At 61.1% G+C, this 22,230-nt stretch carries 22 protein-coding genes; 7 read left to right on the forward strand and 15 right to left on the reverse strand.

The window, feature by feature from the left end:
* Positions 1 to 76: 76 nt before the first annotated feature.
* The gene (elbB, locus tag TU73_RS05645) at positions 77 to 742 is read left to right on the forward strand and encodes an isoprenoid biosynthesis glyoxalase ElbB (RefSeq protein ID WP_057011382.1); all 666 of its coding nucleotides are present in this window, start codon (positions 77 to 79) and stop codon (positions 740 to 742) included.
* On the opposite strand, the gene TU73_RS05650 is transcribed toward elbB, so the two are convergent.
* The 5 genes from TU73_RS05650 to TU73_RS05670 form a co-directional block, all read right to left on the reverse strand.
* Positions 739 to 1,194 (reverse strand): YaiI/YqxD family protein, encoded by a 456-nt coding sequence (locus TU73_RS05650; protein WP_057011383.1) that lies wholly within the window; start codon positions 1,192 to 1,194, stop codon positions 739 to 741. The genes elbB and TU73_RS05650 overlap by 4 nt on opposite strands.
* A gap of 1 nt (position 1,195) precedes the next feature.
* Positions 1,196 to 3,091 (reverse strand): FTR1 family protein, encoded by a 1,896-nt coding sequence (locus TU73_RS05655; protein ID WP_057011384.1) that lies wholly within the window; start codon positions 3,089 to 3,091, stop codon positions 1,196 to 1,198.
* A 201-nt stretch (positions 3,092 to 3,292) separates the two neighbouring features.
* On the reverse strand, positions 3,293 to 3,925 hold the full coding sequence (locus TU73_RS05660; protein ID WP_057011385.1) for a LysE family transporter: 633 nt from the start codon (positions 3,923 to 3,925) through the stop codon (positions 3,293 to 3,295).
* A gap of 87 nt (positions 3,926 to 4,012) precedes the next feature.
* Positions 4,013 to 4,585: a mechanosensitive ion channel family protein gene (locus TU73_RS05665; protein WP_057011386.1), complete on the reverse strand. Its 573-nt coding sequence runs from the start codon at positions 4,583 to 4,585 to the stop codon at positions 4,013 to 4,015.
* Positions 4,585 to 6,495: an ATP-binding cassette domain-containing protein gene (locus tag TU73_RS05670; protein ID WP_057011387.1), complete on the reverse strand. Its 1,911-nt coding sequence runs from the start codon at positions 6,493 to 6,495 to the stop codon at positions 4,585 to 4,587. Before TU73_RS05670 ends, TU73_RS05665 begins: the two co-directional genes overlap by 1 nt.
* A gap of 50 nt (positions 6,496 to 6,545) precedes the next feature.
* Between TU73_RS05670 and TU73_RS05675 the strand changes: the two genes are divergently transcribed.
* Complete coding sequence (locus TU73_RS05675; protein WP_057011388.1) at positions 6,546 to 7,010, forward strand: TIGR02444 family protein; 465 nt, start codon at positions 6,546 to 6,548, stop codon at positions 7,008 to 7,010.
* On the opposite strand, the gene TU73_RS05680 is transcribed toward TU73_RS05675, so the two are convergent.
* Positions 7,007 to 8,044 (reverse strand): AlgP family protein, encoded by a 1,038-nt coding sequence (locus TU73_RS05680; RefSeq protein ID WP_057011389.1) that lies wholly within the window; start codon positions 8,042 to 8,044, stop codon positions 7,007 to 7,009. The genes TU73_RS05675 and TU73_RS05680 overlap by 4 nt on opposite strands.
* Positions 8,045 to 8,236: 192 nt before the next feature.
* On the opposite strand from TU73_RS05680, the gene TU73_RS05685 reads away from it, so the two are divergent.
* Positions 8,237 to 8,914: an FKBP-type peptidyl-prolyl cis-trans isomerase gene (locus TU73_RS05685; RefSeq protein WP_057011390.1), complete on the forward strand. Its 678-nt coding sequence runs from the start codon at positions 8,237 to 8,239 to the stop codon at positions 8,912 to 8,914.
* Between the two features lie 54 nt (positions 8,915 to 8,968).
* Here TU73_RS05685 and TU73_RS05690 read toward each other — a convergent pair whose 3' ends face one another.
* The 7 genes from TU73_RS05690 to TU73_RS05720 form a co-directional block, all read right to left on the reverse strand.
* Positions 8,969 to 9,427: an Rsd/AlgQ family anti-sigma factor gene (locus TU73_RS05690; RefSeq protein ID WP_057011391.1), complete on the reverse strand. Its 459-nt coding sequence runs from the start codon at positions 9,425 to 9,427 to the stop codon at positions 8,969 to 8,971.
* A 209-nt stretch (positions 9,428 to 9,636) separates the two neighbouring features.
* On the reverse strand, positions 9,637 to 10,158 hold the full coding sequence (locus tag TU73_RS05695; protein ID WP_057011392.1) for a disulfide bond formation protein B: 522 nt from the start codon (positions 10,156 to 10,158) through the stop codon (positions 9,637 to 9,639).
* 237 nt (positions 10,159 to 10,395) lie between these two features.
* Complete coding sequence (locus TU73_RS05700) at positions 10,396 to 11,637, reverse strand: heme biosynthesis protein HemY (RefSeq protein WP_057011393.1); 1,242 nt, start codon at positions 11,635 to 11,637, stop codon at positions 10,396 to 10,398.
* A 5-nt stretch (positions 11,638 to 11,642) separates the two neighbouring features.
* On the reverse strand, positions 11,643 to 12,758 hold the full coding sequence (locus TU73_RS29285) for a uroporphyrinogen-III C-methyltransferase (RefSeq protein WP_057011394.1): 1,116 nt from the start codon (positions 12,756 to 12,758) through the stop codon (positions 11,643 to 11,645).
* Between the two features lie 18 nt (positions 12,759 to 12,776).
* Positions 12,777 to 13,535 carry a uroporphyrinogen-III synthase gene (locus TU73_RS29290; protein WP_057011395.1) on the reverse strand — a complete coding sequence of 253 codons (759 nt, stop codon included), beginning with the start codon at positions 13,533 to 13,535 and terminating at the stop codon, positions 12,777 to 12,779.
* Positions 13,532 to 14,473 (reverse strand): hydroxymethylbilane synthase, encoded by a 942-nt coding sequence (gene hemC / locus TU73_RS05715; protein ID WP_057011396.1) that lies wholly within the window; start codon positions 14,471 to 14,473, stop codon positions 13,532 to 13,534. The genes TU73_RS29290 and hemC overlap by 4 nt, the downstream gene beginning before the upstream one ends.
* 138 nt (positions 14,474 to 14,611) lie before the next feature.
* Positions 14,612 to 15,358 carry a LytR/AlgR family response regulator transcription factor gene (locus TU73_RS05720; RefSeq protein WP_057011397.1) on the reverse strand — a complete coding sequence of 249 codons (747 nt, stop codon included), beginning with the start codon at positions 15,356 to 15,358 and terminating at the stop codon, positions 14,612 to 14,614.
* 501 nt (positions 15,359 to 15,859) lie between these two features.
* On the opposite strand from TU73_RS05720, the gene argH reads away from it, so the two are divergent.
* Entirely contained in the window at positions 15,860 to 17,254 is a 1,395-nt protein-coding gene (gene argH / locus TU73_RS05725) for an argininosuccinate lyase (protein ID WP_057011398.1), read from the forward strand.
* 36 nt (positions 17,255 to 17,290) lie between these two features.
* Here the strand turns inward: argH and TU73_RS05730 are convergent, their stop codons facing one another.
* Positions 17,291 to 17,950, reverse strand: coding sequence for a glutathione S-transferase family protein (locus TU73_RS05730; RefSeq protein WP_057011640.1), 660 nt, complete (start codon positions 17,948 to 17,950; stop codon positions 17,291 to 17,293).
* Positions 17,951 to 18,075: 125 nt separating this feature from the next.
* Here TU73_RS05730 and TU73_RS05735 point away from each other — a divergent pair, with 125 nt between their 5' ends.
* The 3 genes from TU73_RS05735 (at position 18,076) to TU73_RS05745 (ending at position 21,774) form a co-directional block, all read left to right on the forward strand.
* Positions 18,076 to 18,360 carry a hypothetical protein gene (locus TU73_RS05735; RefSeq protein WP_043046913.1) on the forward strand — a complete coding sequence of 95 codons (285 nt, stop codon included), beginning with the start codon at positions 18,076 to 18,078 and terminating at the stop codon, positions 18,358 to 18,360.
* Positions 18,361 to 18,511: 151 nt separating this feature from the next.
* Positions 18,512 to 18,766, forward strand: a complete 255-nt coding sequence (locus tag TU73_RS05740) for a TIGR02647 family protein (RefSeq protein WP_043046912.1) — start codon at positions 18,512 to 18,514, stop codon at positions 18,764 to 18,766.
* A 167-nt stretch (positions 18,767 to 18,933) separates the two neighbouring features.
* Positions 18,934 to 21,774 (forward strand): class I adenylate cyclase, encoded by a 2,841-nt coding sequence (locus TU73_RS05745; protein ID WP_057011399.1) that lies wholly within the window; start codon positions 18,934 to 18,936, stop codon positions 21,772 to 21,774.
* Here the strand turns inward: TU73_RS05745 and rnk are convergent.
* Positions 21,771 to 22,178 carry a nucleoside diphosphate kinase regulator gene (gene rnk, locus TU73_RS05750; protein WP_057011400.1) on the reverse strand — a complete coding sequence of 136 codons (408 nt, stop codon included), beginning with the start codon at positions 22,176 to 22,178 and terminating at the stop codon, positions 21,771 to 21,773. The two genes, TU73_RS05745 and rnk, sit on opposite strands and share 4 nt — an antisense overlap.
* Positions 22,179 to 22,230 lie beyond the last annotated feature (52 nt).

Consider the following 22,230-nt stretch of genomic DNA (forward strand, 5'->3'; position numbering starts at 1 on the left):
GCAGCGACGTGAGATCCCATTGGCAACAGGTTACAAATTAGTAGACATTTAACGCCATGAATCAGGAGAAATGCCCATGAGCAAAAAGATTGCAGTGATCCTTTCCGGCTGTGGCGTGTACGACGGTGCAGAAATCCATGAAAGCGTGATCACCCTGCTGCGCCTGGACCAGCGCGGCGCTCAAGTTGAATGTTTTGCGCCGAATATTGCCCAGTTGCACGTGATCAATCACCTCACCGGTGAGGAAATGCCCGAAACACGCAATGTACTCGTGGAGTCGGCGCGCATCGCCCGCGGTGCAGTGAAGGACATTCGCGAAGCCAACGCCGAAGACTTCGACGCCTTGATCGTTCCGGGCGGGTTTGGCGCGGCGAAGAACTTGTCGAACTTTGCCGTGGAAGGCGCTGGCTGCAGCGTCAACCCGCAGGTGCTGGAGCTGGCTGAAGCGTTTGCCGAAGCAGGCAAGCCAGTGGGCTTGATCTGCATCTCGCCGGCCCTGGCCGCGAAGATCTACGGCCCTGGCGTGACCTGCACCATCGGCAACGATGCCGACACAGCGGCAGCCTTGGACAAGATGGGCGCCACGCATCATGAATGCGCGGTGGAGGACATCGTCGAGGACAAGGCGCGCAAGCTGGTGAGTACGCCGGCTTATATGCTCGGCAAAAACATCAGCGAGGTCGCGTCAGGCATCAACAAGCTGGTGGATCGTGTGTTGGAGCTGACCCACGAAAATGACTAACCCGTGCGCATAAGACGGGTAAGGAGGCGATCCAAGGCATTGGCAAACGCTTGCTTGTCCTTTTCCCCGTGGGGCGGTGGCCCGCCGCCCATCTGGCCCTGCTCGCGCAGGTCGGTGAACAGGTTACGCACCGCCAGGCGTTCACTCATGTTCGCCGGGCTGAACTCCTTGCCCCGCGGGTCAAGGGCCGTGACGCCCTTTTTCACCAGCCGGTCGGCCAAGGGCACATCGCTGCAGATCACCAGTTCACCGGGCACAGCATGCTCAACCAAGTAGTCATCGGCCGCATCCGGGCCGCTGGGGACCACGATAAGCTTCACACAGGCGAAGCTCGGCTTGATCTGGCTCTGCCCGGCCACCAGCACCACCTCGAACTGGCGCTTGAGGGCAAACTTCACCACTTGGTCCTTGGCCGCCCGTGGGCAGGCGTCGGCGTCGATCCATACTCGCATGCTACGCCGCCGCCCGGCGCTTCTCGGTCAGCCGGCTACGGCCATACAGCACCACAATCGCCAGGATAGCCACGGCTTGCGCACTCAACGAGTACGCATCGGCGTGGATGCCCAGCCAGTCGAACTCAAAGAACGCCACCGGCCGCGTGCCGAAAATGCCGGCTTCCTGCAACGCCTTGACACCGTGGCCGGCGAATACCACAGACAGCGCGCACAGCAACGCGGCGTTGATGCCGAAGAACAAGGCCAGCGGCAGCTTCGCCGAACCGCGCAGGATCACCCAGGCCAGGCCCACCAGCAGCACCAGCGCCGTGGCGCCACCCGCCAATACCGCGTTATGCCCGGCTGGGCCGGCTTGCAGCCACAGGGTTTCGTAGAACAGGATCACCTCGAACAGCTCGCGATACACCGAGAAGAACGCCAGCACCGCAAAACCGAAACGCCCACCTCCGCCCACCAGGCTGCTCTTGATGTAGTCCTGCCAGGCCGCCGCGTGACGCCGATCGTGCATCCATACGCCGAGCCACAACACCATCACGCTGGCAAACAACGCCGTGCAGCCTTCGAGCAGTTCGCGCTGGGCACCGCTGACGTCAACTACATACGCCGCCAAGGCCCAGGTGGCCAAGCCGGCCAACAGCGCCAGGCCCCAGCCGACGTTGACGCTACGCACCGCCGATTGCTGGCCGGTATTGCGCAGGAAGGCCAGGATCGCCGCCAGCACCAGGATCGCTTCCAGGCCTTCGCGCAGCAGGATCAACAGGCCGGAAATGTAGCTCAGCGACCAGCTCAAGCCATCGCCGCCCAGCAGGTCGGCGGACTCGGTAAGCTTGCCCTTGGCCGCGTCCAGGCGTTGCTGCACCTGCTCGATAGGCAAGCCGTCCTGCAACGATTGCCGATAGGCCATCAGGGCCTTCTCGGTGTCTTTGCGCACATTGGCATCGACGTTATCCAGGGAGCTTTCCACCAGCTCGAAACCTTCGAGGTAAGCGGCGACCGACAGGTCGTAGGCCTGCTCGTGATCACCGTTGCGGAAGGCGGCGAGGCTCTTGTCCAAGGTGGTGGCGGTGTAGTCGAGCAACTGCGCGGGGCCACGCTGGACCTGCGGCGGCTGCGCACGCTGGGCGCGGAAAGCCGCGGCGGCGCCCGGCCCATTGGCGGCGAGCACTTCATTAGGTGTCTGGCGCGCCAGGTCGGCCAAGTTGAACGCCTGCGCGCTTTTGGCGGCAGCCGGGTCGGCGGTGAAGCCAGCGATGTAGGTGGCCAGGTCCCAGCGCTGGCGGTCGTCCAGTTGATCAGCGAACGACGGCATATCGGTGCCTTCGACACCCAGGCCGAGGGTGTTGTAGATCGCATACAGGCTCAGGCGATCCAGGCGTGCAGCATCGCGCAGGTTCGCGGGTGGCGGCGTGAGGCCCACGCCCGCCGGGCCATCACCGGCACCGGCCGTGCCGTGGCAGACCGAACAATGCTGAGCGTACAGCGGCGCGCCGCGTGTTGGGTCGGGCGTGATGGCCGGGGCCTGGCTGACTTCATAGGCCACCGCCAGCTTGGCGCCCAACTGACGGGCCTGACGGGCCACGCCTGCGCCGTCCTGGCGGGCGGTGACCGCCGCCAGCAGTTCATCAACGCCGGTTACCAGCTCGGCGCGCTCGGGCTTATCCGGCAAATCGGCTACCAAGCCCTGCAATACCCCGAGAAACTCTACCTGCTCGCGGTATTCCGAGTCGTCCACCACCTTGCCCGCTTCTACCGTCGGTGGGTAGTCGGCGCCAATGTAGTCCAGCAAATGCAGGGCTTGTGGCGCGCCCTCGGCGGTTGCGGCCAAGAGATTGAAGCTGCACGACATCATCGCCGGCAACAGCAGCCAGGCGAGAAAGCGGAAAGGGGCAGTCATGAATGGATCTCAAGTGGAAATACGAAGTAACACTATTGTTGAGCTTAAAGGGCTTGGACTCAAGGTGTTATTTCATATCGCCACAAAACCAATGTGGGAGGGGGCTTGCCGCCGATAGCGGTGGTTCAGCAAGAAATTAGCTGACTGTCACCTTGCTATCGGGGGCAAGCCCCCTCCCACATTTTGATCCGGCTTGTTCAGTTACGCCGTGGCGCGGTGCAAGCTTGCGAGGAAACCGGCGGCACCGACAAACAAACCGGCGAAGGTGCGGTTCACACGCTTCTGTTGCTTGGGCGTGCGCAACAGACGCAGAACTTTAGAGGCCAACCCCGTGTACCCCGCCATCACGATCATATCGACGCTGATCATGGTCGCACCGAGGATCAGGTATTGAATCAGCAACGGCGCCTGCGGGTTCACGAACTGCGGCAGCACCGCCAGCATGAACACCAGGGCCTTGGGGTTGCTGGCGTTGACCAGGAAACCCCGGAACATCATCGCCATCGGCTTGCCGATCGGGCGCACGGCGGCGTCATCGGTCATGTCCATGGGCAAGGCGCGCCATTGCTTGATGGCCAGGTACACCAGGTAGGCCACGCCAAACCATTTGATCGCATAGAACGCGGTAGACGACGCCGCAAGAATGGCGCCCAAGCCGCCCGCCACCACGGCAATTTGCATCGCCAGGCCAATCTGCAAGCCGATGGCGTTCCAGTAGCCACGCACGAAACCGTATTGCAGGCCGCTGGACATCGAGGCGATGGCACCGGCGCCGGGGGAAAGGGAAATGATCCAACTGGCCAGGAAGAAGGCCAGCCATGTGTCGAGAGCCATTGCGCACCTCAGATGGGAGTTAGCGGTTGTGCCTTAAGCTAACTCCACCGAGCGAAGGCTGGCTATAGATTTTTGTTAGATGAAACGCTAACGGTCGCCTGGAAACATATGTGTCCCTGGCCAACGTCGCACCGAACGCTGGAAGAACAAACTGTTGGGCACCTGCACCATCGCGCTGCTGGTGCCGGCTTCCTCGACTTCGATCAACGTGGTGTAGAGCAGGTTGATCGCCACGACCCGACCCTTCACGCCGGGTTTGTCGACGGTGTCCACCAGCTCGACGATGTCACCGAGACGGAACGGCCCGACCGTAAAGATCAGGATCGCGCACAACAGGTTGGACAGCACCGACCACATGGCGAAGAACGCCACTGCCGCCACCGCGACAAACCCCGACAGCGCCGTCCATAAGACAGTGGCGGACACACCCAGGCGGCCCAATACAAAGATCAGCGCACTGCCCATGATCAGCCAGCGCAGGCCGCCACGCAGAGGCATCAGTAACTGCGGCGGCAGCGGGTAGCGCTCGCCCAGGCGGGTCAGGCCCTTGGCGACAAAGCGCTGGGCCAGGTAGCCGGCCAGCAGGATCAGCAGGATTTGCACGCCGATCCATACGGGCTCGACCCATTGCGCCGGCAAAGGCAGTTGCAACGCTTCCATCAGGACAGCGCCTCCAGCTCCGCTTGCAGGGTTTCGAGCAACTCGAGGGCCTCCATCCAGGTTTCCTCCAACTGCCCTTCGCGCACCTTGAGCTTGGCCTGTTCGGCCAGCAGGTCGCGCAGTTCATCCTTGCGTGCCGCCTCGTACACGGCGCTGTCGCCCAGGCTGGCTTCGATCCTGGCCAGGCGCTCGTGCACCTTGCCCAGCTCGGCTTCCAGCTTGTCGGCTTCACGCTTGTGCGGGGCCAACTGCTGGCGCAATGCGGCGGCAGCCTGGCGCTGGGCTTTCTTGTCGGTCTTGTCCGGATTAACCGGCGTGTTACTGGCCGGCGCATTACGCAGGCGGTAATCGGTCAGCCAGCGCGCATAGTCGTCCAGGTCGCCGTCGAACTCTTCGACCTTGCCGTCGGCCACCAACAGGAAGTTATCGGTGGTGCTCTTGAGCAGATGGCGATCGTGAGACACCACCAATACCGCACCGCTGAACTCCTGCAGGGCCATGGTCAGCGCCAGGCGCATTTCAAGGTCCAGGTGGTTGGTCGGTTCGTCGAGCAGCAGCAGGTTCGGGCGGTCCCAGGCGATCAGGGCCAGGGCCAGTCGGGCTTTTTCGCCACCGGAAAAATTCAGCACGGGCTCGTCGATGCGCGCGCCACGGAAGTCAAAACCACCGAGGAAATCACGCAAGGTCTGCTCGCGTTCGGTCGGCGCCAGGCGTTGCAGGTGCAACAGCGGGCTGGCCTTGGAATCGAGCGAGTCCAGTTGGTGCTGGGCGAAGTAACCCACCACCGTGTTCTCGCCACGGGTCAGGCGGCCGGACAGAGGCTCAAGCTCGCCCGAGAGATTCTTGATCAGCGTCGATTTGCCCGCGCCGTTGGGGCCCAGCAAACCGATACGAGCGCCTGGCGTGAGCTGCAGCTTGACCTTCTCCAGGATGGTTTTGTCGCCATAACCCAGGCGGGCATCGGAGAGGTCCAGCAACGGGCTGGAGATCTTCACCGATTCGCGGAATACAAAGTCGAACGGCGAATCGACGTGGGCCGCCGACAGCTCTTCCATGCGCTCCAGGGCCTTGATCCGGCTCTGGGCCTGGCGGGCCTTGGTGGCCTGGGCCTTGAACCGGGCGATGTAGCTTTCCATGTGCGCACGCTGCGCCTGTTGCTTCTCATAGGCCTGTTGCTGCTGGGCCAGGCGCTCGGCGCGGGCGCGTTCGAACGCGGTATAGCCGCCGCGGTAAAGGGTGATCTTCTTCTGTTCGACGTGGGCGATGTTATCGACCACGGCGTCGAGGAAGTCCCGGTCGTGGGAAATCAGCAGCAACGTACCCTGATAGTTCTTGAGGAAGTCTTCCAGCCACAGGATCGCATCAAGGTCCAAGTGGTTGGTCGGTTCGTCGAGCAGCAGCAGGTCCGAAGGACACATCAGCGCTTGGGCCAGATTGAGGCGCATGCGCCAGCCACCGGAGAAGTCGGCGACCGGGCGGTCCATCTGTTCGTTGGTAAAACCCAGGCCGGCAAGCATCTTGCGGGCACGGGCGTCGGCGGTATAGCCGTCGGCACTGTCCAGCTCGGCGTGCAGGCGGGCCTGGGCGGCACCGTCCTGGGTTTTTTCGGCTTCGGCGAGGTCGTGTTGCACCTGGCGCAGGCGCAGGTCGCCATCGAGCACGTAGTCGATCGCGATGCGGTCCAGGGTGTCGATCTCCTGGCGCATATGGGCGATGCGCCAGTCGGCCGGCAGCAGACAGTCCCCGGAGTCCGGGGTCAGCTCACCCAGCAACAAGGCGAACAACGTGGATTTGCCGGCGCCGTTGGCACCGATCAGGCCGGCTTTGTGACCGGCGTGCAGGGTCAGCTCGGCGTCTTCAAGAAGACGTTGCGGGCCACGCTGTAATGTTAGGCTTTGAAGTCGGATCATAATGGCGGCGGAGTCTACCAGCTTCGTTGGCCGCTGGCTTGGGTGTGAATATGTGCGCTGACCTGTGGAGCTTTGCCCTCTCGACCTATGCCCGCCCGGGTGTGGAGGCCGAGTGCCTGCGCTTGCAGGAGCAAGGGGCGGATGTGTGCCTGTTGCTGTGTGGTGCATGGCTGGAACAACGAGGTGTGGCGTATACGTCCGAACGCGTGCAGGCATTGCAGCAGCTAGCTCGCCCCTGGCGGACACAGGTGGTCGAACCGTTGCGACAAGTGCGTGTGCAATGGCGAGCCATGGCGCAGCAGGATACGCAACTGGCATCGCTACGGGAGCGGGTCAAGACCCTGGAGGTGGAAGCCGAGCGAGCATTGCTGATGCGCTTGGAAACGCTGGCGCAAGCATGGCCTATCAATGAGGGGGTGGGTCAGTACGGATGGCTTGAAGGCTTGGCGACCGAGGCCGCCAACCTGGACCACGACGCGCTGCAGCGGCTGCGAGTCGTGGTCACCAACACTTAGGAAGCGTTGGTTTGGGCGGTGCTTGGCGCTATCGGTGCAGGGGTGCTGCTGGTCGATGCGGTTGGAGCGGTTGAGGCGGTCGCAGTGGCAGCAGGTGCTGCTGGAGTGGCTGGCTTGGCGGGTGCTGGTTTTGCAGCAGCGGGTTTGGCGGCTGGTTTCGCGGCAGCTGGTTTCGCAGTTGGCTTGGCGGCTGGTTTCGCAGCAGCGGCTTTAGCAGCTGGCTTGGCGGCCGGTTTCGCAGCAGCGGCTTTAGCAGCTGGCTTGGCGGCCGGTTTCGCAGCAGCGGTTTTGGCAGCTGGCTTGGCGGCTGGTTTCGCAGCAGCGGTTTTGGCAGCTGGCTTGGCGGCTGGTTTCGCAGCAGCGGCTTTAGCAGCTGGCTTGGCGGCTGGTTTCGCAGCAGCGGTTTTGGCAGCTGGCTTGGCGGCTGGTTTCGCAGCAGCGGTTTTGGCAGTTGGCTTGGCGGCTGGTTTCGCAGCAGCGGTTTTGGCAGCTGGCTTGGCGGCTGGTTTCGCAGCAGCGGTTTTGGCAGCTGGTTTGGCGGCTGGTTTCGCGGCAGCGGTTTTGGCAGCTGGCTTGACAGCAGGTTTCGCAGCAGCAGTTTTCGCAACCGGCTTGGCTGCAACTTTTGCAGGGGTACGAGCGCCCAGTGCTTTCCCTACGGCTTCCTTCACACGACCAATGCCCTGGGCCAGCTTCAGGCTTTCCTGAGCGTCTTTCTTGAGTTGGGAAATGTAGCTGCGGGTCTCAGCTTGACGATCCTTGAGGGCATCCAGCAGGTCCTCAAGTTCTTTAACAGCGTCCTTGGCTTTGGCTTGCGCCTTGGACTTGCCGGCTGTAGCGGCGTCTTGCAGTTTGGTGCGGGACTTGTGCAGTTTTTCTTGGGCTTTACCGCGTTGTTTTTCCAGTTTGGCGAGCAGTTTTTCTGCATCGGCCAACGCCTGGGTACATGCGCTTTCGAGATGTTCGAGCAGGCTGCCCGAAAGTTGTTGGAGCAAGTGCAACGGGGTATTTACAGGCTTCTGTTTGGCCGACATGGTTTACCTCCTGGCTGACGTGGGTGCGGCTCATACTAGCCCTCTGCTCTTACCGCCGCTAGGGCATGTTGACAGTATCGTTTGCCTTGCGTTGCACCGTACGAAAATTCTTATCGATATAACGAAAAACCGCGCCACTTTTTACTCACTCACACTGGCATAATCCGTCGCACTTTCGCCGGGAGACTGTCCATGTCGCGTTACTTTTTTCTAGTGCTTGGCTTGGTGATCTGCGTAGCCGATGCGAGCGAGCAACCGCCGTCAAAAATCACCGCCTCGGATCCGCACGATCTTGCCTATAGTCTCGGCGCAAGCCTCGGCGAACGGTTGCGCCAGGAAGTCCCTGACCTACAGATCCAGGCACTGGTGGACGGCCTCAGGCAGGCCTACCAAGGCAAGCCGCTTGCGCTGGACAACGCTCGTATCGAACAGATACTCGCCCAGCACGAAGCACAGAACGCCGCCGACGCCCAAATCCCTCAAAGCGAAAAAGCACTCGCCGCCGAACAACAATTCCTGACGCAGGAAAAAACCGTCACTGGCGTGCGCGAATTGGCAGACGGGATCCTGCTCACCGAGCTGGTGCCTGGCACAGGCAACAAGCCACTGGCCAGCGATGAGGTGCAGGTGAAATACGTGGGGCGCCTGCCCGACGGGACCGTCTTCGACAAAAGTACGCAGCCGCAATGGTTTCGCCTGGACAGCGTGATCAGCGGTTGGAGCAGCGCGTTGCAACAGATGCCGGTGGGTGCGAAATGGCGCCTGGTAATTCCTTCACCGCAAGCCTATGGCGCAGATGGGGCGGGTGAGTTGATCCCACCCTATACGCCGCTGGTGTTTGAGATCGAACTGCTCGGCACTCGCCACTGACCGATAAAAAAACGGTGCGACATGCGCACCGTTTTTTTATATCGTCGCCAAGGCTCAGACCTGGGTGGCCGCCTCTTCCTTATGGGCGTTGTGCAGCACTTCGATCAGGCAGTCCTCCAACTCAAAACGCTCATGTAGCAGCGCACCCAATTCTTTGAATTTTTCCGCAACACATTTCCCAGCATCACACAGGTCGGTGAACGCCAGCAGTTTCTCTGTGATCACATCGATGCGCGGGTAAATAGTCTCTGCCAGCTCGAGGCCACGCTGGTCGTCAAAGGCTTGCGCCTCTTTGGTCAGTTGCTCGTAGACGCCGAAATGGCCTGCCGATACGTAGTCCACCAATACCCCACAGAAATCCTGCAATGGCTCGCGATTCTCACCCAATGCTTCGGGTTTGGCACCGAGAGCATCAAAGGCCCGAACCAGTTCGTGGCGTGCCTTCAACCAGCTATCGATCAGCTTGTGCACCCCACCCCAGCGTTCCTGAGCATTCTGACAACTTTCCAGCATGATGATCTCTCTTCCCTATAGGGGTGCTGCTGCTATGTACCTGCGCAACACTTCGAGGATAAAGCAGCAGCCGGACAAGGCCGCGTCTGACAAACGGTTTGGATAACGCGTGCGGGCCAGATTATGCCCGCACGACTGTGGCTTCAAGGTACGCAGGAGAGAAAGTTCATACAAGTGTTTAATCCACTCCTACAACCTGCGTTGGGTTTTCATGGCCTTGCAGGGCGCAAATGCCTACAAAATAACAACCTTGAAAATTGCATGGTGCCCAGGATCAGCATGGTTACGAAGAACAACAGGCTCCACTCGGGAAGGCTCAGTTCAAATAGCGTCCAGGTGATTTCGACGCAATCGACAGTGCCGTTGAACACTGCGCGCATGGCCTGCCAGAACGACAGGCTCTCAATCATGGATTGCAGGTTGGGCCAGCAATCCCGGACCTGGCCTGACGGCATACTCTGCAATAGTACTTGGCGCCCTGCGGTAATGGCGCCAAGCAGCGCACATCCCATGCTCGCCAGCCCATACAGGCAAACGCCCAAGCGCCCAGGGTTATAAAGAGCAGCGACCAGGTTGATCAGCGTAAACGTGGCAAGCAACAGGCGTTGTACCTGGCATAAAAAACAAGGCTGTAGCAGCGCGCCATATTCCAGATAAAAGGACGCGCCCAACGTCAGCGCACCTGCCATGAACGCCAGGAAAAACAAAGAGCGTAAAGGGGCCAAAGACATTGTTTATCCGCACTGCAAGAGATAGGACGCTACGGTAGAGTAAAGGCCCGACCCCTTTCAATACGCCCTAGAGCAGACTATTCCGCGAAAACGTAAGGACATCCCGCCAGAGCGCGGAGGAAATTCAATTGCAACAAGTAGGAATTAGTAACAACACCGCTTAAGCCAAGTGTTTACGGGGGCTTGGCGGACCGGGTGTCAGATAGGTCGGAGCCAATCTGTTCACCCTTTCCTACTTCAAACTCGCACAGGGACTGGCAGCGGCGAGGACAGCAGACGATTGTCCAACAACCCCAGCCCCTCCTGAAACAATTGGTTGCTGCGCTCAGTGTCGCCCAGTTGGGCCAGCAGGCGAGCCAGCTCGGCGCAGGCTTCAGGATTACGCTGCACTTGCAGACTGCTTTCCAGATAATCCCGTGCCTTGCCCCATAGACTGTTTTGCAGGCAGAGGCGGCCCAGCGTCAACAGCAAACTGGCATCGCCAGGATGATCCTTGAGCCAGCCTTCGGCAAACTTCAATTGACGTGCAGGGTCACTGCCGCGCAGCAGGCCATACAGCCGGATCAAGTGGCTGTCATAGTCGCGCTTGAGCGCGCCACGTAGCACCTCCTCGGCTTTGGCATCCGCACTGAGCCGACGCAGCTGGTCGGCATACGCCAGCACCAGCTGTGGCTGCTGGCGCTGGGCCGACGTCAATTGCTCCCAGGCCCGTTCGAGGGACTGCAAGCCCGCTTCACCTTGCTCTTCACGCTGGGCAGCCAGGCTGAGGTTCTCGCCCCAGGCGCGACGCTCCAGCTCGGCCAGTTCACCGGCGGGCAGCACTTTGTCCTTGCGCAGTTCAGGCAACAGGCGAATCACCGACGACCAATCGCCACGTTGCTGATGCAGGCGTTGCAACTGTCGCAGCACCTGCGCGTTATGCGGATGACGCTCGTGCATCGCCTGCAAGGTAACCAGGGCGCCTTCGGTATCGCCTCGGTCCATCTGCAATTGCGCATGGCTCAGTGCAACCGCCAGTTCGGCCTGGGGCTGGCGCTCCAGGGCGCGCTCGAGCAAGCCATCGGACTCCTCATAACGGCCCTGCTCATTGGCCGCACGGGCGGCGCCGATGTAATACAACAACGGCTGGCGCTCTGCTTCCGCGGCGCGGTGCAGATGGCGTTCGGCGCTGGCCCAGCGGCCCTCGGCAAGGTCCATCTGGCCTTGCTCGATAGCAATCTGCACACGGCGGCTGCGGTTGCGCCGCGACCAGGGATTGACCACGCCACTGGATGTGGTGACCAGGCTCAACAACACGCGCACCAGGTAGATCGCCAGGCCGATGGCAAATACCGCCACCAAGGTAGCCCACAGGCTCGATTCGTAATGCAGCAAATGGGGATAGGTAATCAGCACGTAGCCGGTGTGTTTCGAAATGCCCACGCCCAGCGCCAGTGCGACCGCAATCGCCAGCACCAGGATCACATAGAAACGCTTCATCAGCTCTACTCCTGGGTCGCCGGTTGGCCAGCCGAGGCCTTGGCATCATCGGCAGACTGATGACGACGTTCGAGGTACGCCTGCACTGCGGCCAGACTCGCCGCCAGGTCTGGCGTCACCACCGAAACGGCCTTGGATTCGAGTTCAGCGATACGCGCCAGCATCGCCTTGCTCTGCGGGTTGTCCTGGTTGAAGTTGTCTTGCAACACGCTGCGCGCTTCACCCAGCGAGCGGCTGTACACCGCCGATTCGCCATTCAGCGCGGCCCATTGTGCTTGCTCCAGCGCCAGGCTCAGGGCCAGGCGCACTTGGTTCAAGCCTTGGCCCGCCAACAATGGGCGGATGTTGTCATCCGGGTTGAAGTCGATGCGGAAGTAACGGGAAATCTGCTCCCACCACTGGCTCAACCAGTTCTCCGTATCGCTGGTAGGACGCCCTTGGGAGGAAGGCTCGGTGAGTTGATACTCGGGCGCAATCGCCGCCAACTGCACGACCTGGTCACGCAAGGCCGCCAGCTGCAGGTAAAGGCCGGTACGATCCGGTTGCTCGGTGCTACGCAGCGCGGCCAGGCTCTTGGCCAGTTGCTCGCGTGCGGCGAAAGCGCCTGGGTCGCTCTGCTCGCGAAGAATTTCGTCGGCGCCCTGGACCAGCGACTGAGCGCTGTTGATGTCTTGTAAGGCGGACAAGCGCAAGCTGGCCAGGCGGATCAGGTGCTCGGCTTCGGCCAGGCGCCAGTCCTTGCGGCTGGCGCCCAATACGGTTTCCAGACGCTGGTTCAGACGCTGCTGATCACCCTGTAGTTGGGCGACCAGACGGCGGCGCTCTTCAAGCTCATCCGCGCCCGGCAACTGCGCCAGGCGCGCGGCCAACTGTTGCTGGCTTTGCTTGAGGCTCTGGGATTGGTCATCCAGGGTCTGCACCTGGCCCAGCTGATGCTGGCTGCTGGCTTGCAGGGCGCGGACCTGCCAAATCCCCCAGCCGCCGGCGGCTACGCCCGCAGCGCCCAGCAGCAAGGCGACAATGGCCAGGCCATTGCCACGGCGTGGCGCGCTGACCAGTGTCTCGACCGGCGCATCGAGCGCGGGCTGAGCTTCATCTTTAGGCAAGGCTGTTTCGCTCACGTATCCGTCCTTTGCGTATCAGAGAGTGGGAACGGGATAGCTCCCTAACGCCACTAACAAAGCCGCGGCACTCGCGCCACGACAATCCACAACTTTTTCTGCGCCAGCAGCCCGCGCCATCGCATAGACGCGCGGACTGGGCACGAACAATGGCAGCTGTGCCACCTCTGGCCAATCGAGGCCGGCCATGGCCTGCAAGTGTAGAAAACCCTGCCCACTGCTGACCACCAGGCCGTTCAAGCGTTCCAACTGGATGCGCTGCATCAGCGTGCCCGTCTCGTAAGCCGGGAGAAAACGTCGATACAATTGCAGATAGTCGACACTAGCACCTTGCTCGCGCAAACGCTCTGCCAGCAGCTCCCGCCCGCCTTCGCCGCGCAGGATCAGCACCCTCGCACCCGGCCGGGCAGTAGCCTCGCGCAATGCAGGCAATTGAAGCAAGGCCTCGCTGTCATCGCCAATGGCTGGATAGTGAACATCGAGGCCATGATCGGCCAGTATCTGCCCCGTCGCCGCCCCAACGCTGAACCAGGGCATTGGCGCCGGTGTACTCCCCAATCGTTGCAACGCCAGGCGCGCGGCCGGCTTGCTCACCACAATGACCGCGCAATAACGCTGCAGCGCGCCGAACAACGCTTGTTGCTCGGGCGTGACCGGCAACGCTTCGGTTTCCAGCAAGGGTAGGCTGCTGCTGTAGATACCAACCTCGGACAACAAGGCCCCCAGGGCCATCGACTCCTCGGCAGGCCGCGTCAGCAGCACGCGCCAGTCGGTCACTGCGGGCCGGCCTCGCCATAGACTTTCTGCAGGATGGCGCCGGCGCCTTTGTCCAGCAACTCCTCGGCGACCTGGATGCCCAGGGCCATGGCATCACGTTGCGGGCCGCGCACTTCGGCGGTCAGCAGCGTACCGCCGTCCGGGTCGCCGACCAGGCCACGCAGCCACAGGTTTTCACCTTCGAGCACGGCATAGCAGGCGATTGGCACTTGGCAGCCACCATTGAGATGCTTGTTCAAGGCCCGCTCGGCGGTGACACGCACTTCAGTATCCGCGTGATCAAGGGGCTTGAGCAGTGCGTGGATTTCGCTGTCGGCGGTGCGGCATTCAATGCCGACCGCGCCCTGCCCGCCCGCGGGCAGGCTGTCTTCGATGCTGATGGCCGACGTGATGCGCTCTTCGAAGCCCAGGCGGATCAAGCCGGCAGCGGCAAGGATGATTGCGTCATATTCGCCGGCGTCGAGCTTGGCCAGGCGAGTGTTGACGTTGCCGCGCAGGAAACGGATCTGCAAATCGGGGCGCCGGCTCAGCAACTGAGCCTGGCGACGCAGGCTGGAGGTGCCGACGATACTGCCCAGCGGCAATTCATCCAGCGATGCGTAGGTGTTGGAAACAAAGGCGTCACGCGGGTCTTCGCGCTCGCAGATGCAAAAAAGGCCCAGGCCTTCAGGGAAGTCCATGGGCACATCTTTCATCGAATGCACGGCGATGTCGGCTTCGTTCTCCAGCAGCGCGGTTTCCAGCTCCTTGACGAACAAGCCCTTGCCGCCGATTTTCGACAGTGGCGAGTCGAGCAGCTTGTCGCCACGACTGACCATGGGCACCAGGGATACCTTGAGACCCGGATGGGCCTGCTCAAGGCGTGCTTTGACGTATTCGGCCTGCCACAAGGCCAAGGCGCTTTTACGGGTAGCGATGCGGATTTCGCGAGAGGACATGGATCAATCCGAACTGAATAGTTACAGCGGATAATAACAGCTCAGGCAAATACGCTTTGATTTGAATCAGCAAGTGCGGGGCCTCCCTGGCCACATCGCACCGGGATAAGGAATGCAGACCGCGCCGCAGCCCTTGGGCTAAAGCTGCTGCATCATCTTGCGCACGCCGGCGACGTGGCGTCGGCTGACAATCAGTGCATCGCCGTTGAGCCCCTTCAGGAATAGCTGAAAGTGCCCCAGGGGCGTACGTTGCAGGCGCTCGATACGTTCACGGGCTACCAGCGCGTTGCGATGGATGCGCACGAAACGGTCGCCAAACTCGTCCTCGAGAGCCTTGAGCGGCTCATCGAGTAACACCTCGCCCAACTCGTGACGCAGGGTCACGTACTTGTGATCGGCAATAAAGTAGACGACCTGGCTAAGGGGGATCAGCTCGATGCCCTTGCGAGTACGCGCACTGATGTGGCTGCGTGGCCCGTTACCACTTTGGGCGGCCGGCTGGGTCAAGGCAGCGAGTTGGGCGCGATTGGGTCGCTCGGCTTTCTTCAAAGCCTTGAGCAAGGCTTCGGCACTGACCGGCTTGACGAGAAAACTGACAGTGCTGTCTTCGAGCGTCTGTGCAGAAAACTCATCCTGGGCCGCACACAACACCACGGCCGGTGGCGATTCGCGCTCGCTCAGGCGAGCGGCCACTTGCAGGCCATCGAGGCCCGGCATGCGGATATCGAGCAGCACCAGGTCCGGCTTGAGGCTGTCGATCAGGGTCAACGCCTCCTCACCGTTGGCGGCACTCGGTTCAAGGATTGTATAACCCTCGAGTTCACTGACCAGACGGCTCAGTCGCTCGCGGGCTTGGGGTTCGTCATCAACGATCAGGACATTCATATTGCGCTGGATTCCTGCGTGAGTCTCGCACAAGGATAGCGTAGACAGGTGCGGTGACTTACGTCACAGCGATCCACGCTAAGACTAGCGCGAGCGGCAAAAAGTGCCCTGAGAGTGGCACCCAAATTTACCCGGACCTGTTCAATTGCGCCCAGGACCTGCTGCCGTCGGGCATCGTCGTAGGGTTCACTGATACACAATCCGAATACCCCCCTGTTTAATGGATAGTCTGGTTATGACCGCATCAGTCGACTTTGGTGCATTCACACACTATCAGTGCAACTGTAGACGCTCACCGAGACGATATTGCTCAATCGTCAAATATCGTTTCAATAAGTACCTGCCTCCAGTCTCGTCCCGGATGCGGCCGGCGGCAAGGCACTTAGCCATCTACGGCGCAAATAAAATTGCCAGGCACCCGCAACACCGCCACCAAGGGCAACCCTGTTATTATCGCCGGCACACCTCCATGCCTCTTTCAAACAGATCACGAGCGAATCCATGAGCACCGACAAGACCAACCAGTCCTGGGGCGGCCGCTTCAGTGAACCCGTCGACGCCTTCGTCGCCCGCTTCACCGCCTCCGTCACCTTTGACCAGCGCCTGTACCGCCACGACATCATGGGCTCCATCGCCCACGCCACGATGCTGGCCAAGGTCGGCGTGCTGACCGACGCCGAGCGTGACAGCATCATCGACGGCCTGACCACCATCCGCGGTGAGATCGAGGCCGGTACGTTCGACTGGCGCGTCGACCTGGAAGATGTGCACATGAACATCGAGGCGCGCCTGACCGACCGCATCGGCGTGACCGGCAAGAAACTGCACACCGGCCGCAGCCGTAACGATCAGGTAGCCACCGATATCCGCTTGTGGCTGCGCGATGAAATCGACCTGATCCTGGCCGAAATCACCCGCCTGCAAAAAGGTTTGCTGGAGCAGGCCGAGCGTGAATCGGACACTATCATGCCCGGCTTCACCCACTTGCAGACCGCACAGCCGGTGACCTTCGGCCACCATCTGCTGGCCTGGTTCGAAATGCTCAGCCGCGACTACGAGCGCCTGGTGGATTGCCGCAAGCGCGCCAACCGCATGCCATTGGGCAGCGCCGCGCTGGCGGGCACCACCTACCCGATCGACCGCGAGTACACCGCACAACTGCTGGGCTTTGACGCCGTGGGTGGAAACTCCCTGGATGGCGTGTCGGACCGTGACTTCGCCATCGAATTCTGCGCCGCCGCCAGCATTGCGATGATGCACCTGTCGCGTTTCTCGGAAGAACTGGTGCTATGGACCAGCGCGCAGTTCCAGTTCATCGACCTGCCGGACCGCTTCTGCACCGGCAGCTCGATCATGCCGCAAAAGAAAAACCCCGATGTGCCCGAGCTGGTACGAGGCAAGAGCGGCCGGGTATTCGGCGCACTGATGGGCCTGCTGACCCTGATGAAAGGCCAACCCCTGGCCTACAACAAGGACAACCAGGAAGACAAGGAACCGCTGTTCGACGCCGCCGACACCCTGCGCGACTCGCTGCGTGCCTTTGCCGACATGATCCCGGCGATCAAGCCCAGGCACGCGATGATGCGTGAAGCGGCCCTGCGCGGGTTTTCCACCGCGACCGACCTGGCTGACTACCTGGTACGCCGTGGCCTGCCGTTCCGTGATTGTCACGAAATCGTCGGCCACGCGGTTAAATATGGCGTAGACACCGGCAAGGACCTGGCAGAAATGAGCCTGGGAGAACTGCGCCAGTTCAGCGACCAGATCGAGCAGGATGTGTTTGCCGTGCTGACCCTGGAAGGCTCGGTGAATGCCCGCGACCATGTGGGCGGTACTGCACCAGCACAGGTCAAGGCTGCCGTAGTACGCGGCAAAGAATTGCTCGCCAGCCGTTAAAAAACTGTGGGAGGGGCTTGCTCCCTCCCACATTGATTATTTTTTGGCCGCAATCATCGCCATGAATGCCGGCATCGCCGCCTGCCTGTCCGCCTCCACCTTCTGCGCGTTGGGCATTTCATTCAGGCGCCCCAGCAATGCCTTCGCCTGCGGCAACTGAGCCAGCAGGTCCAGCCCAAACAGCTTCTCGCCCACGCCGCAAGCCAGGTTCAAGCTGTACATGAAATACAAATCCGCAATCGTGAAACTGTCCCCCGCCACATAAGGCGCGAACTTACCGTGCCGACCTAACGCAGCGATCCCAAGCAACAACTCGGCCTTGGATTTTTCCTTGATCGCCTCCGGCACCGGCATGCCGAAAAAAGCCTCGGCGAAACAGGCACGGGCAGGCAATTCGATGTACAGCTCGATCTCCCTGCATAACGCCAGCACCTGGGCACGCTGGAACGGCTCGGCCGGGAGCAGCGCAGGGCCTTCCTGAGTCTGCTCGATGTATTCGAGGATCACGCTGGTTTCGTTGATAAATCCCCGGGGCACGCCCAGCACCGGCACCTTGCCGCGGGGGCTTATCGCCAGCGCTTCGGGGGTTTGCCCGGCATTAAAAGGCACCTCTTCGAAAGGCAGCCCTTTCTCCAGCAACGCCAGTTTCACCATGTTGTAGTAGTTGCTGACCGAAAATCCGTAAAGCTTGAGCATCGCAAAGCCTCCAGGCCGGGTGCGGGGTTGGCTGCAAGCGTTATAGATGCCCGAAGCCGGGCTGACCAGCAGCATCATCTACCTGAATGGCGGTAGACTGGCGTCCTTTCCTTGAGGAGCCTGCCATGAGCGAGCCGACCGATATTGATAACGACGAAGAAGAGTTCACCGAAAGCACGCTGACCCAGGCCATTGAAAACCAGATCGAAAGCGACAACCCGCCTGCCGCCAAGGCCACTTTCAATAAACTGACCCTGGTAGGTTACGAGCGCGAAGACATTTTGAACCTCATGGCCCATGTGCTGGCCGTTGAGATAGACAAGATGCTCGAAGAAGACCGTGCTTTCGATACCGAATGGTATGAAACGGCGCTGCGAGCGCTCCCTGAGCTACCGCCTGAAAACAACTGAAACCAGCCTTGGCGTGGCCGGGAAGCCTGCTTCCTCGCCACAAATCTGCGCCATATCAATACCTACGACTTTCTCACTGGACAGCCCGCCAAAGTGCGTTCACCTTATGGCCTGCTAGCCTCTAATAAATTTTAGAAAGTCTGGAGTCCTTATGTCGTATACCCCCGAGTTGGTTGCCGAACTGGAAATCCTTGCACTCTTCAACCTGGGCAGCTCCCAGGAAGGTCTGAAAGTCCACCAGACTGCCGCTCCTGCCGCCATTGCCGCTGCCAAGCGCCTGTTCGAGAAAAAACTGATCGACCAGCCGGATGGCGGTTATCTGACCAGCCTGGGTCGCGACGCCGCCGAACAAGCGCAAACCCTGCTGACTATCCTGACCACCAGCTCGACCAAAGAAGCCGCCTGATAACTGATACCGCCCGTGGAGTCCGTCCTTGCGGATTCCAAGGGTCTTGCTGCGCAACGGCGAAAATTCTGACACCAAAATCATTTCCCCTCTAAACCTCCTACGCTTCTGACTGTAAACTCCTACACGGCCGCCCACGTCGGGCCCTGCGAGCCGCCGAGTTCGACATGACCCGCACCCATGAAATCCGCCCCGACCTGGACGAAGGCATCGACCGCAAGGTGCTGACCCAGTTGCGCGCGCGCTTCATGGCACTCAATGAAGAGCGCATGGCCCGTGCCGTCGAGGGGCTGACCCCGCGCCAGCAAAGCGTGCTGACCCTGCTGCCGCTGTTTTTCCACGTCAATCACCCGTTGTTACCGGGCTACGTCTCCAGCACCACCCCGGCCGGGCTGTCGAATTTCGAGCCTGACGATCAGGCCCTGACCGAAGCCCAGCGCCTGACCCGCTCGTTCTCTTATAAGCCCCGCCACGGCAACCCGCCCCGACCGATCCACGGCCTATTCCTGATGGGCAGCCTCGGCACGCTGGCCCAGGCCGATCAAAGCGATATGGATGTGTGGGTGTGCCATGCGCCCGATCTGAACGACAACGAACTGGCCGAGCTGCGCAAGAAGTGCCAATTGCTGGAGGCCTGGGCCCTCGGCATGGGCGCCGAAGCGCATTTCTTTTTGATCGAGCCGACGCGCTTCGTATTGGGTGAGCGCGACACGCAACTGAGTTCCGACGATTGCGGCACCACCCAGCACTACCTGCTGCTGGACGAGTTCTACCGCACCGCCATATGGCTGGCCGGGCGCACGCCGATCTGGTGGCTGGTGCCGGTGTATGAAGAAAGCCGCTACGCCGAATTTACCCACACACTGCTGTCCAAGCGTTTCATCCGCGCCGACGAGACCCTGGACCTCGGCCACCTGGCCCACATCCCGCCGGGCGAGTTCATGGGTGCCGGGCTGTGGCAATTGTTCAAGGGCATCGAATCCCCCTACAAGTCGGTGCTCAAGCTGCTGCTGACCGAGGTCTACGCCAGCGAACACCCAAACGTGCAATGCCTGAGCCTGCGTTTTAAACAGGCGGTGTTCGCCAACCAGGTCGATCTGGATGAGCTGGACCCTTACATCATGGTCTACCGCCGCATCGAGGAGTACCTCAAGGCTCGTAACGAGCCAGAGCGCCTGGAACTGGTGCGGCGCAGCCTGTACCTGAAGGTCAACCGCAAGCTCAGCGTCGGCCAGCGCACTACCCGTTGGCAACGGCTGCTGCTCGAGCGCCTGGCTCTAGAGTGGGGTTGGGACCCACGCCAACTGGCCCTGCTGGACAGCCGCAGCCAGTGGAAAGTGCGCCAGGTCGCTTCCGAGCGCCGAGCCCTGGTCAGTGAGCTGAACTACAGTTACCGCTTCCTCACCCAGTTCGCCCGTACCGAACAGACCGTCAGCCTGATAAACAAGCGTGACCTCAATGTGCTGGGCCGGCGCCTGTATGCAGCGTTTGAGCGCAAAGCCGGCAAGGTTGAGTTCATCAACCCCGGTATTGCTCCCGACCTGGCCGAAGATACCCTGACACTGGTGCAGTCGCCCAACCGCAAGGAAGCTGGCCAGTACCATTGGGGCTTGTATAACGGCAACCTCACGGCCTTGGAATGGGAGCACTTCGCGCCGATCAAGCGCAGCCGCGACCTGCTGGAAATGCTTACCTGGTGCCACCGCAACGGGGTAATCGACAGCAGTACGCGCCTGGCGCTGCACCCCGGCACCAGCGACATGACCGAGTTCGAGTTGTTCAACCTGCTGGGCAGCCTGCAGCAGACCATCGCCCTGCCCCTGGCCAGCGTCGATGAAGTCCGCCTGCTGCGTCCGGCAGTGCCGGAAGAGGTGTTGTTGCTGATCAACGTCGGCGTCGACCCGCTCAAGCATCATCGCGAGCTGAATATCCTGATGACCACCGAGCGCACCGACTCCCTGAGCTATGCCGGTGTACGCGACAACCTGGTGCTGACCCTGGACCAGGTCACGCTCAATAGCTGGAACGAGGTGATGGTCAGCCGCTACGACGGCCCCCACGCGCTGCTCGACTGCCTGCGCGACTATCTCAACCAACTGCCGCCGGATCATCTGCCACGGCTGCGGGTGCGCTGCTTCTGTCACAACCGTGCGCAGTTCATTGCCCAGCGTGTGGAGGAGGTATTCGACACTGCGCAGAACCTGCTGCTCAGCCACGGCAATTACCGCTACCTGCTTCAGGTGCAGCAGCACTATCACGTGATGGAACTGACACCGGGCCAGGCTACTCATGTGCCGCTGCCCACACAGGACGCACTGATTGCCTACCTCAGTGAGGAACTGGCCAGCTATAGCCCGTGGCACCTTGACGCCATGGCCCTGGAAGACCACGACCTGGCGCTGCTGCTGCCCATGGGCCAGGCCGATTGCGTGCAGGTGTTCTATCGGGTCAACGAAGGCTTCGCCGAGCTGTATGTGCTCGACGAATTCAATGCCCTCTGGCAGCAGCGCCTGCCATTCCACGATGAACAGAGTCTGTTGGCGCCACTGCAACGTTTCCTGCAATCGATCCTCTATCGCCGGGAGGCGTTATCGTCCCTGGACGCACAGCCACCCCTGGGTGAGATTCACACCCTGTACTACCAGCTATTGCCCTCAGGCAACTCCCGCGCGCGCCGCGTCGAGCCAAGGCCAGCCCCGCAAAATCCTGCCGACAAGCCGTTTTATGACGTGCAGGCGATTATCGGCAAGGGCGCGCCGGGCCAGGTGGGGATTACGTTGTACTGCAATCAGCGGGAATTTTCCGAGCTGGAATTTGGCGACCAACTGTTTGCCGTGGTAGCCCGGGAGATCGTCGCGCAACGCCAGGAAACCGAACGATACCGCTGCTATATCACCGATCTGGATTTGTCGGGCCTGCTGGGGGACGTGCAAAGCCCGAGCAATCTGTACCTGCGCTACAAGGCAGAACTGGAACAGTCACTCAATGCGGCGCTGGATCAGATTTAGAGCGTGAAGGCGCCGCCATCTTTGGGCTGGCCTTCGACGTTGAGCAGTTCAAGCTTGAGGGTCTTGCCGCCCGGCGCAGGCCAGTCGATATGCTGGCCCACTTGCAAGCCCAGCAAGGCACTGCCCACCGGCGCGAGGATCGAGATCTTGCCTTCGTCGGCATTCGCGTCCTTGGGGTAGACCAGGGTCAGGTGATAGTCCTTGCCACTGCCTTGCTCACGGCAGTGCACGCTGGAGTTCATGGTCACGACAGTTGCGGGCACTTCATCGTGGCCAACCACGTCGGCGCGGTCGAGTTCGGTTTGCAACGCTGCGACGCCGGGAAACTCGTCGCCCAAGCGGTCGATCAGTTGCTCAAGACGCTGCACGTCAAGACGGGTAAGAATGATGGAAGGTGCGGTCATGATTCAGGCAGACTCCTTTTTTCTGCACAAAAAAAGCAAAACCCCGCCAGGA

The organism is Pseudomonas libanensis, assembly GCF_001439685.1.
Lineage (GTDB): Bacteria > Pseudomonadota > Gammaproteobacteria > Pseudomonadales > Pseudomonadaceae > Aquipseudomonas > Aquipseudomonas libanensis.

Excerpts from the sequence above, each read along its gene's own strand:
- elbB (WP_057011382.1), top strand. The coding sequence starts at position 77 with ATGAGCAAAAAGATTGCAGTGATCCTTTCCGGCTGTGGCGTGTACGAC.
- TU73_RS05650 (WP_057011383.1), bottom strand. The coding sequence starts at position 1,194 with ATGCGAGTATGGATCGACGCCGACGCCTGCCCACGGGCGGCCAAGGAC.
- TU73_RS05655 (WP_057011384.1), bottom strand. The coding sequence starts at position 3,091 with ATGACTGCCCCTTTCCGCTTTCTCGCCTGGCTGCTGTTGCCGGCGATG.
- TU73_RS05660 (WP_057011385.1), bottom strand. The coding sequence starts at position 3,925 with ATGGCTCTCGACACATGGCTGGCCTTCTTCCTGGCCAGTTGGATCATT.
- TU73_RS05665 (WP_057011386.1), bottom strand. The coding sequence starts at position 4,585 with ATGGAAGCGTTGCAACTGCCTTTGCCGGCGCAATGGGTCGAGCCCGTA.
- TU73_RS05670 (WP_057011387.1), bottom strand. The coding sequence starts at position 6,495 with ATGATCCGACTTCAAAGCCTAACATTACAGCGTGGCCCGCAACGTCTT.
- TU73_RS05675 (WP_057011388.1), top strand. The coding sequence starts at position 6,546 with ATGTGCGCTGACCTGTGGAGCTTTGCCCTCTCGACCTATGCCCGCCCG.
- TU73_RS05680 (WP_057011389.1), bottom strand. The coding sequence starts at position 8,044 with ATGTCGGCCAAACAGAAGCCTGTAAATACCCCGTTGCACTTGCTCCAA.
- TU73_RS05685 (WP_057011390.1), top strand. The coding sequence starts at position 8,237 with ATGTCGCGTTACTTTTTTCTAGTGCTTGGCTTGGTGATCTGCGTAGCC.
- TU73_RS05690 (WP_057011391.1), bottom strand. The coding sequence starts at position 9,427 with ATGCTGGAAAGTTGTCAGAATGCTCAGGAACGCTGGGGTGGGGTGCAC.
- TU73_RS05695 (WP_057011392.1), bottom strand. The coding sequence starts at position 10,158 with ATGTCTTTGGCCCCTTTACGCTCTTTGTTTTTCCTGGCGTTCATGGCA.
- TU73_RS05700 (WP_057011393.1), bottom strand. The coding sequence starts at position 11,637 with ATGAAGCGTTTCTATGTGATCCTGGTGCTGGCGATTGCGGTCGCACTG.
- hemC (WP_057011396.1), bottom strand. The coding sequence starts at position 14,473 with ATGTCCTCTCGCGAAATCCGCATCGCTACCCGTAAAAGCGCCTTGGCC.
- TU73_RS05720 (WP_057011397.1), bottom strand. The coding sequence starts at position 15,358 with ATGAATGTCCTGATCGTTGATGACGAACCCCAAGCCCGCGAGCGACTG.
- argH (WP_057011398.1), top strand. The coding sequence starts at position 15,860 with ATGAGCACCGACAAGACCAACCAGTCCTGGGGCGGCCGCTTCAGTGAA.
- TU73_RS05730 (WP_057011640.1), bottom strand. The coding sequence starts at position 17,950 with ATGCTCAAGCTTTACGGATTTTCGGTCAGCAACTACTACAACATGGTG.
- TU73_RS05735 (WP_043046913.1), top strand. The coding sequence starts at position 18,076 with ATGAGCGAGCCGACCGATATTGATAACGACGAAGAAGAGTTCACCGAA.
- TU73_RS05740 (WP_043046912.1), top strand. The coding sequence starts at position 18,512 with ATGTCGTATACCCCCGAGTTGGTTGCCGAACTGGAAATCCTTGCACTC.
- TU73_RS05745 (WP_057011399.1), top strand. The coding sequence starts at position 18,934 with ATGACCCGCACCCATGAAATCCGCCCCGACCTGGACGAAGGCATCGAC.
- rnk (WP_057011400.1), bottom strand. The coding sequence starts at position 22,178 with ATGACCGCACCTTCCATCATTCTTACCCGTCTTGACGTGCAGCGTCTT.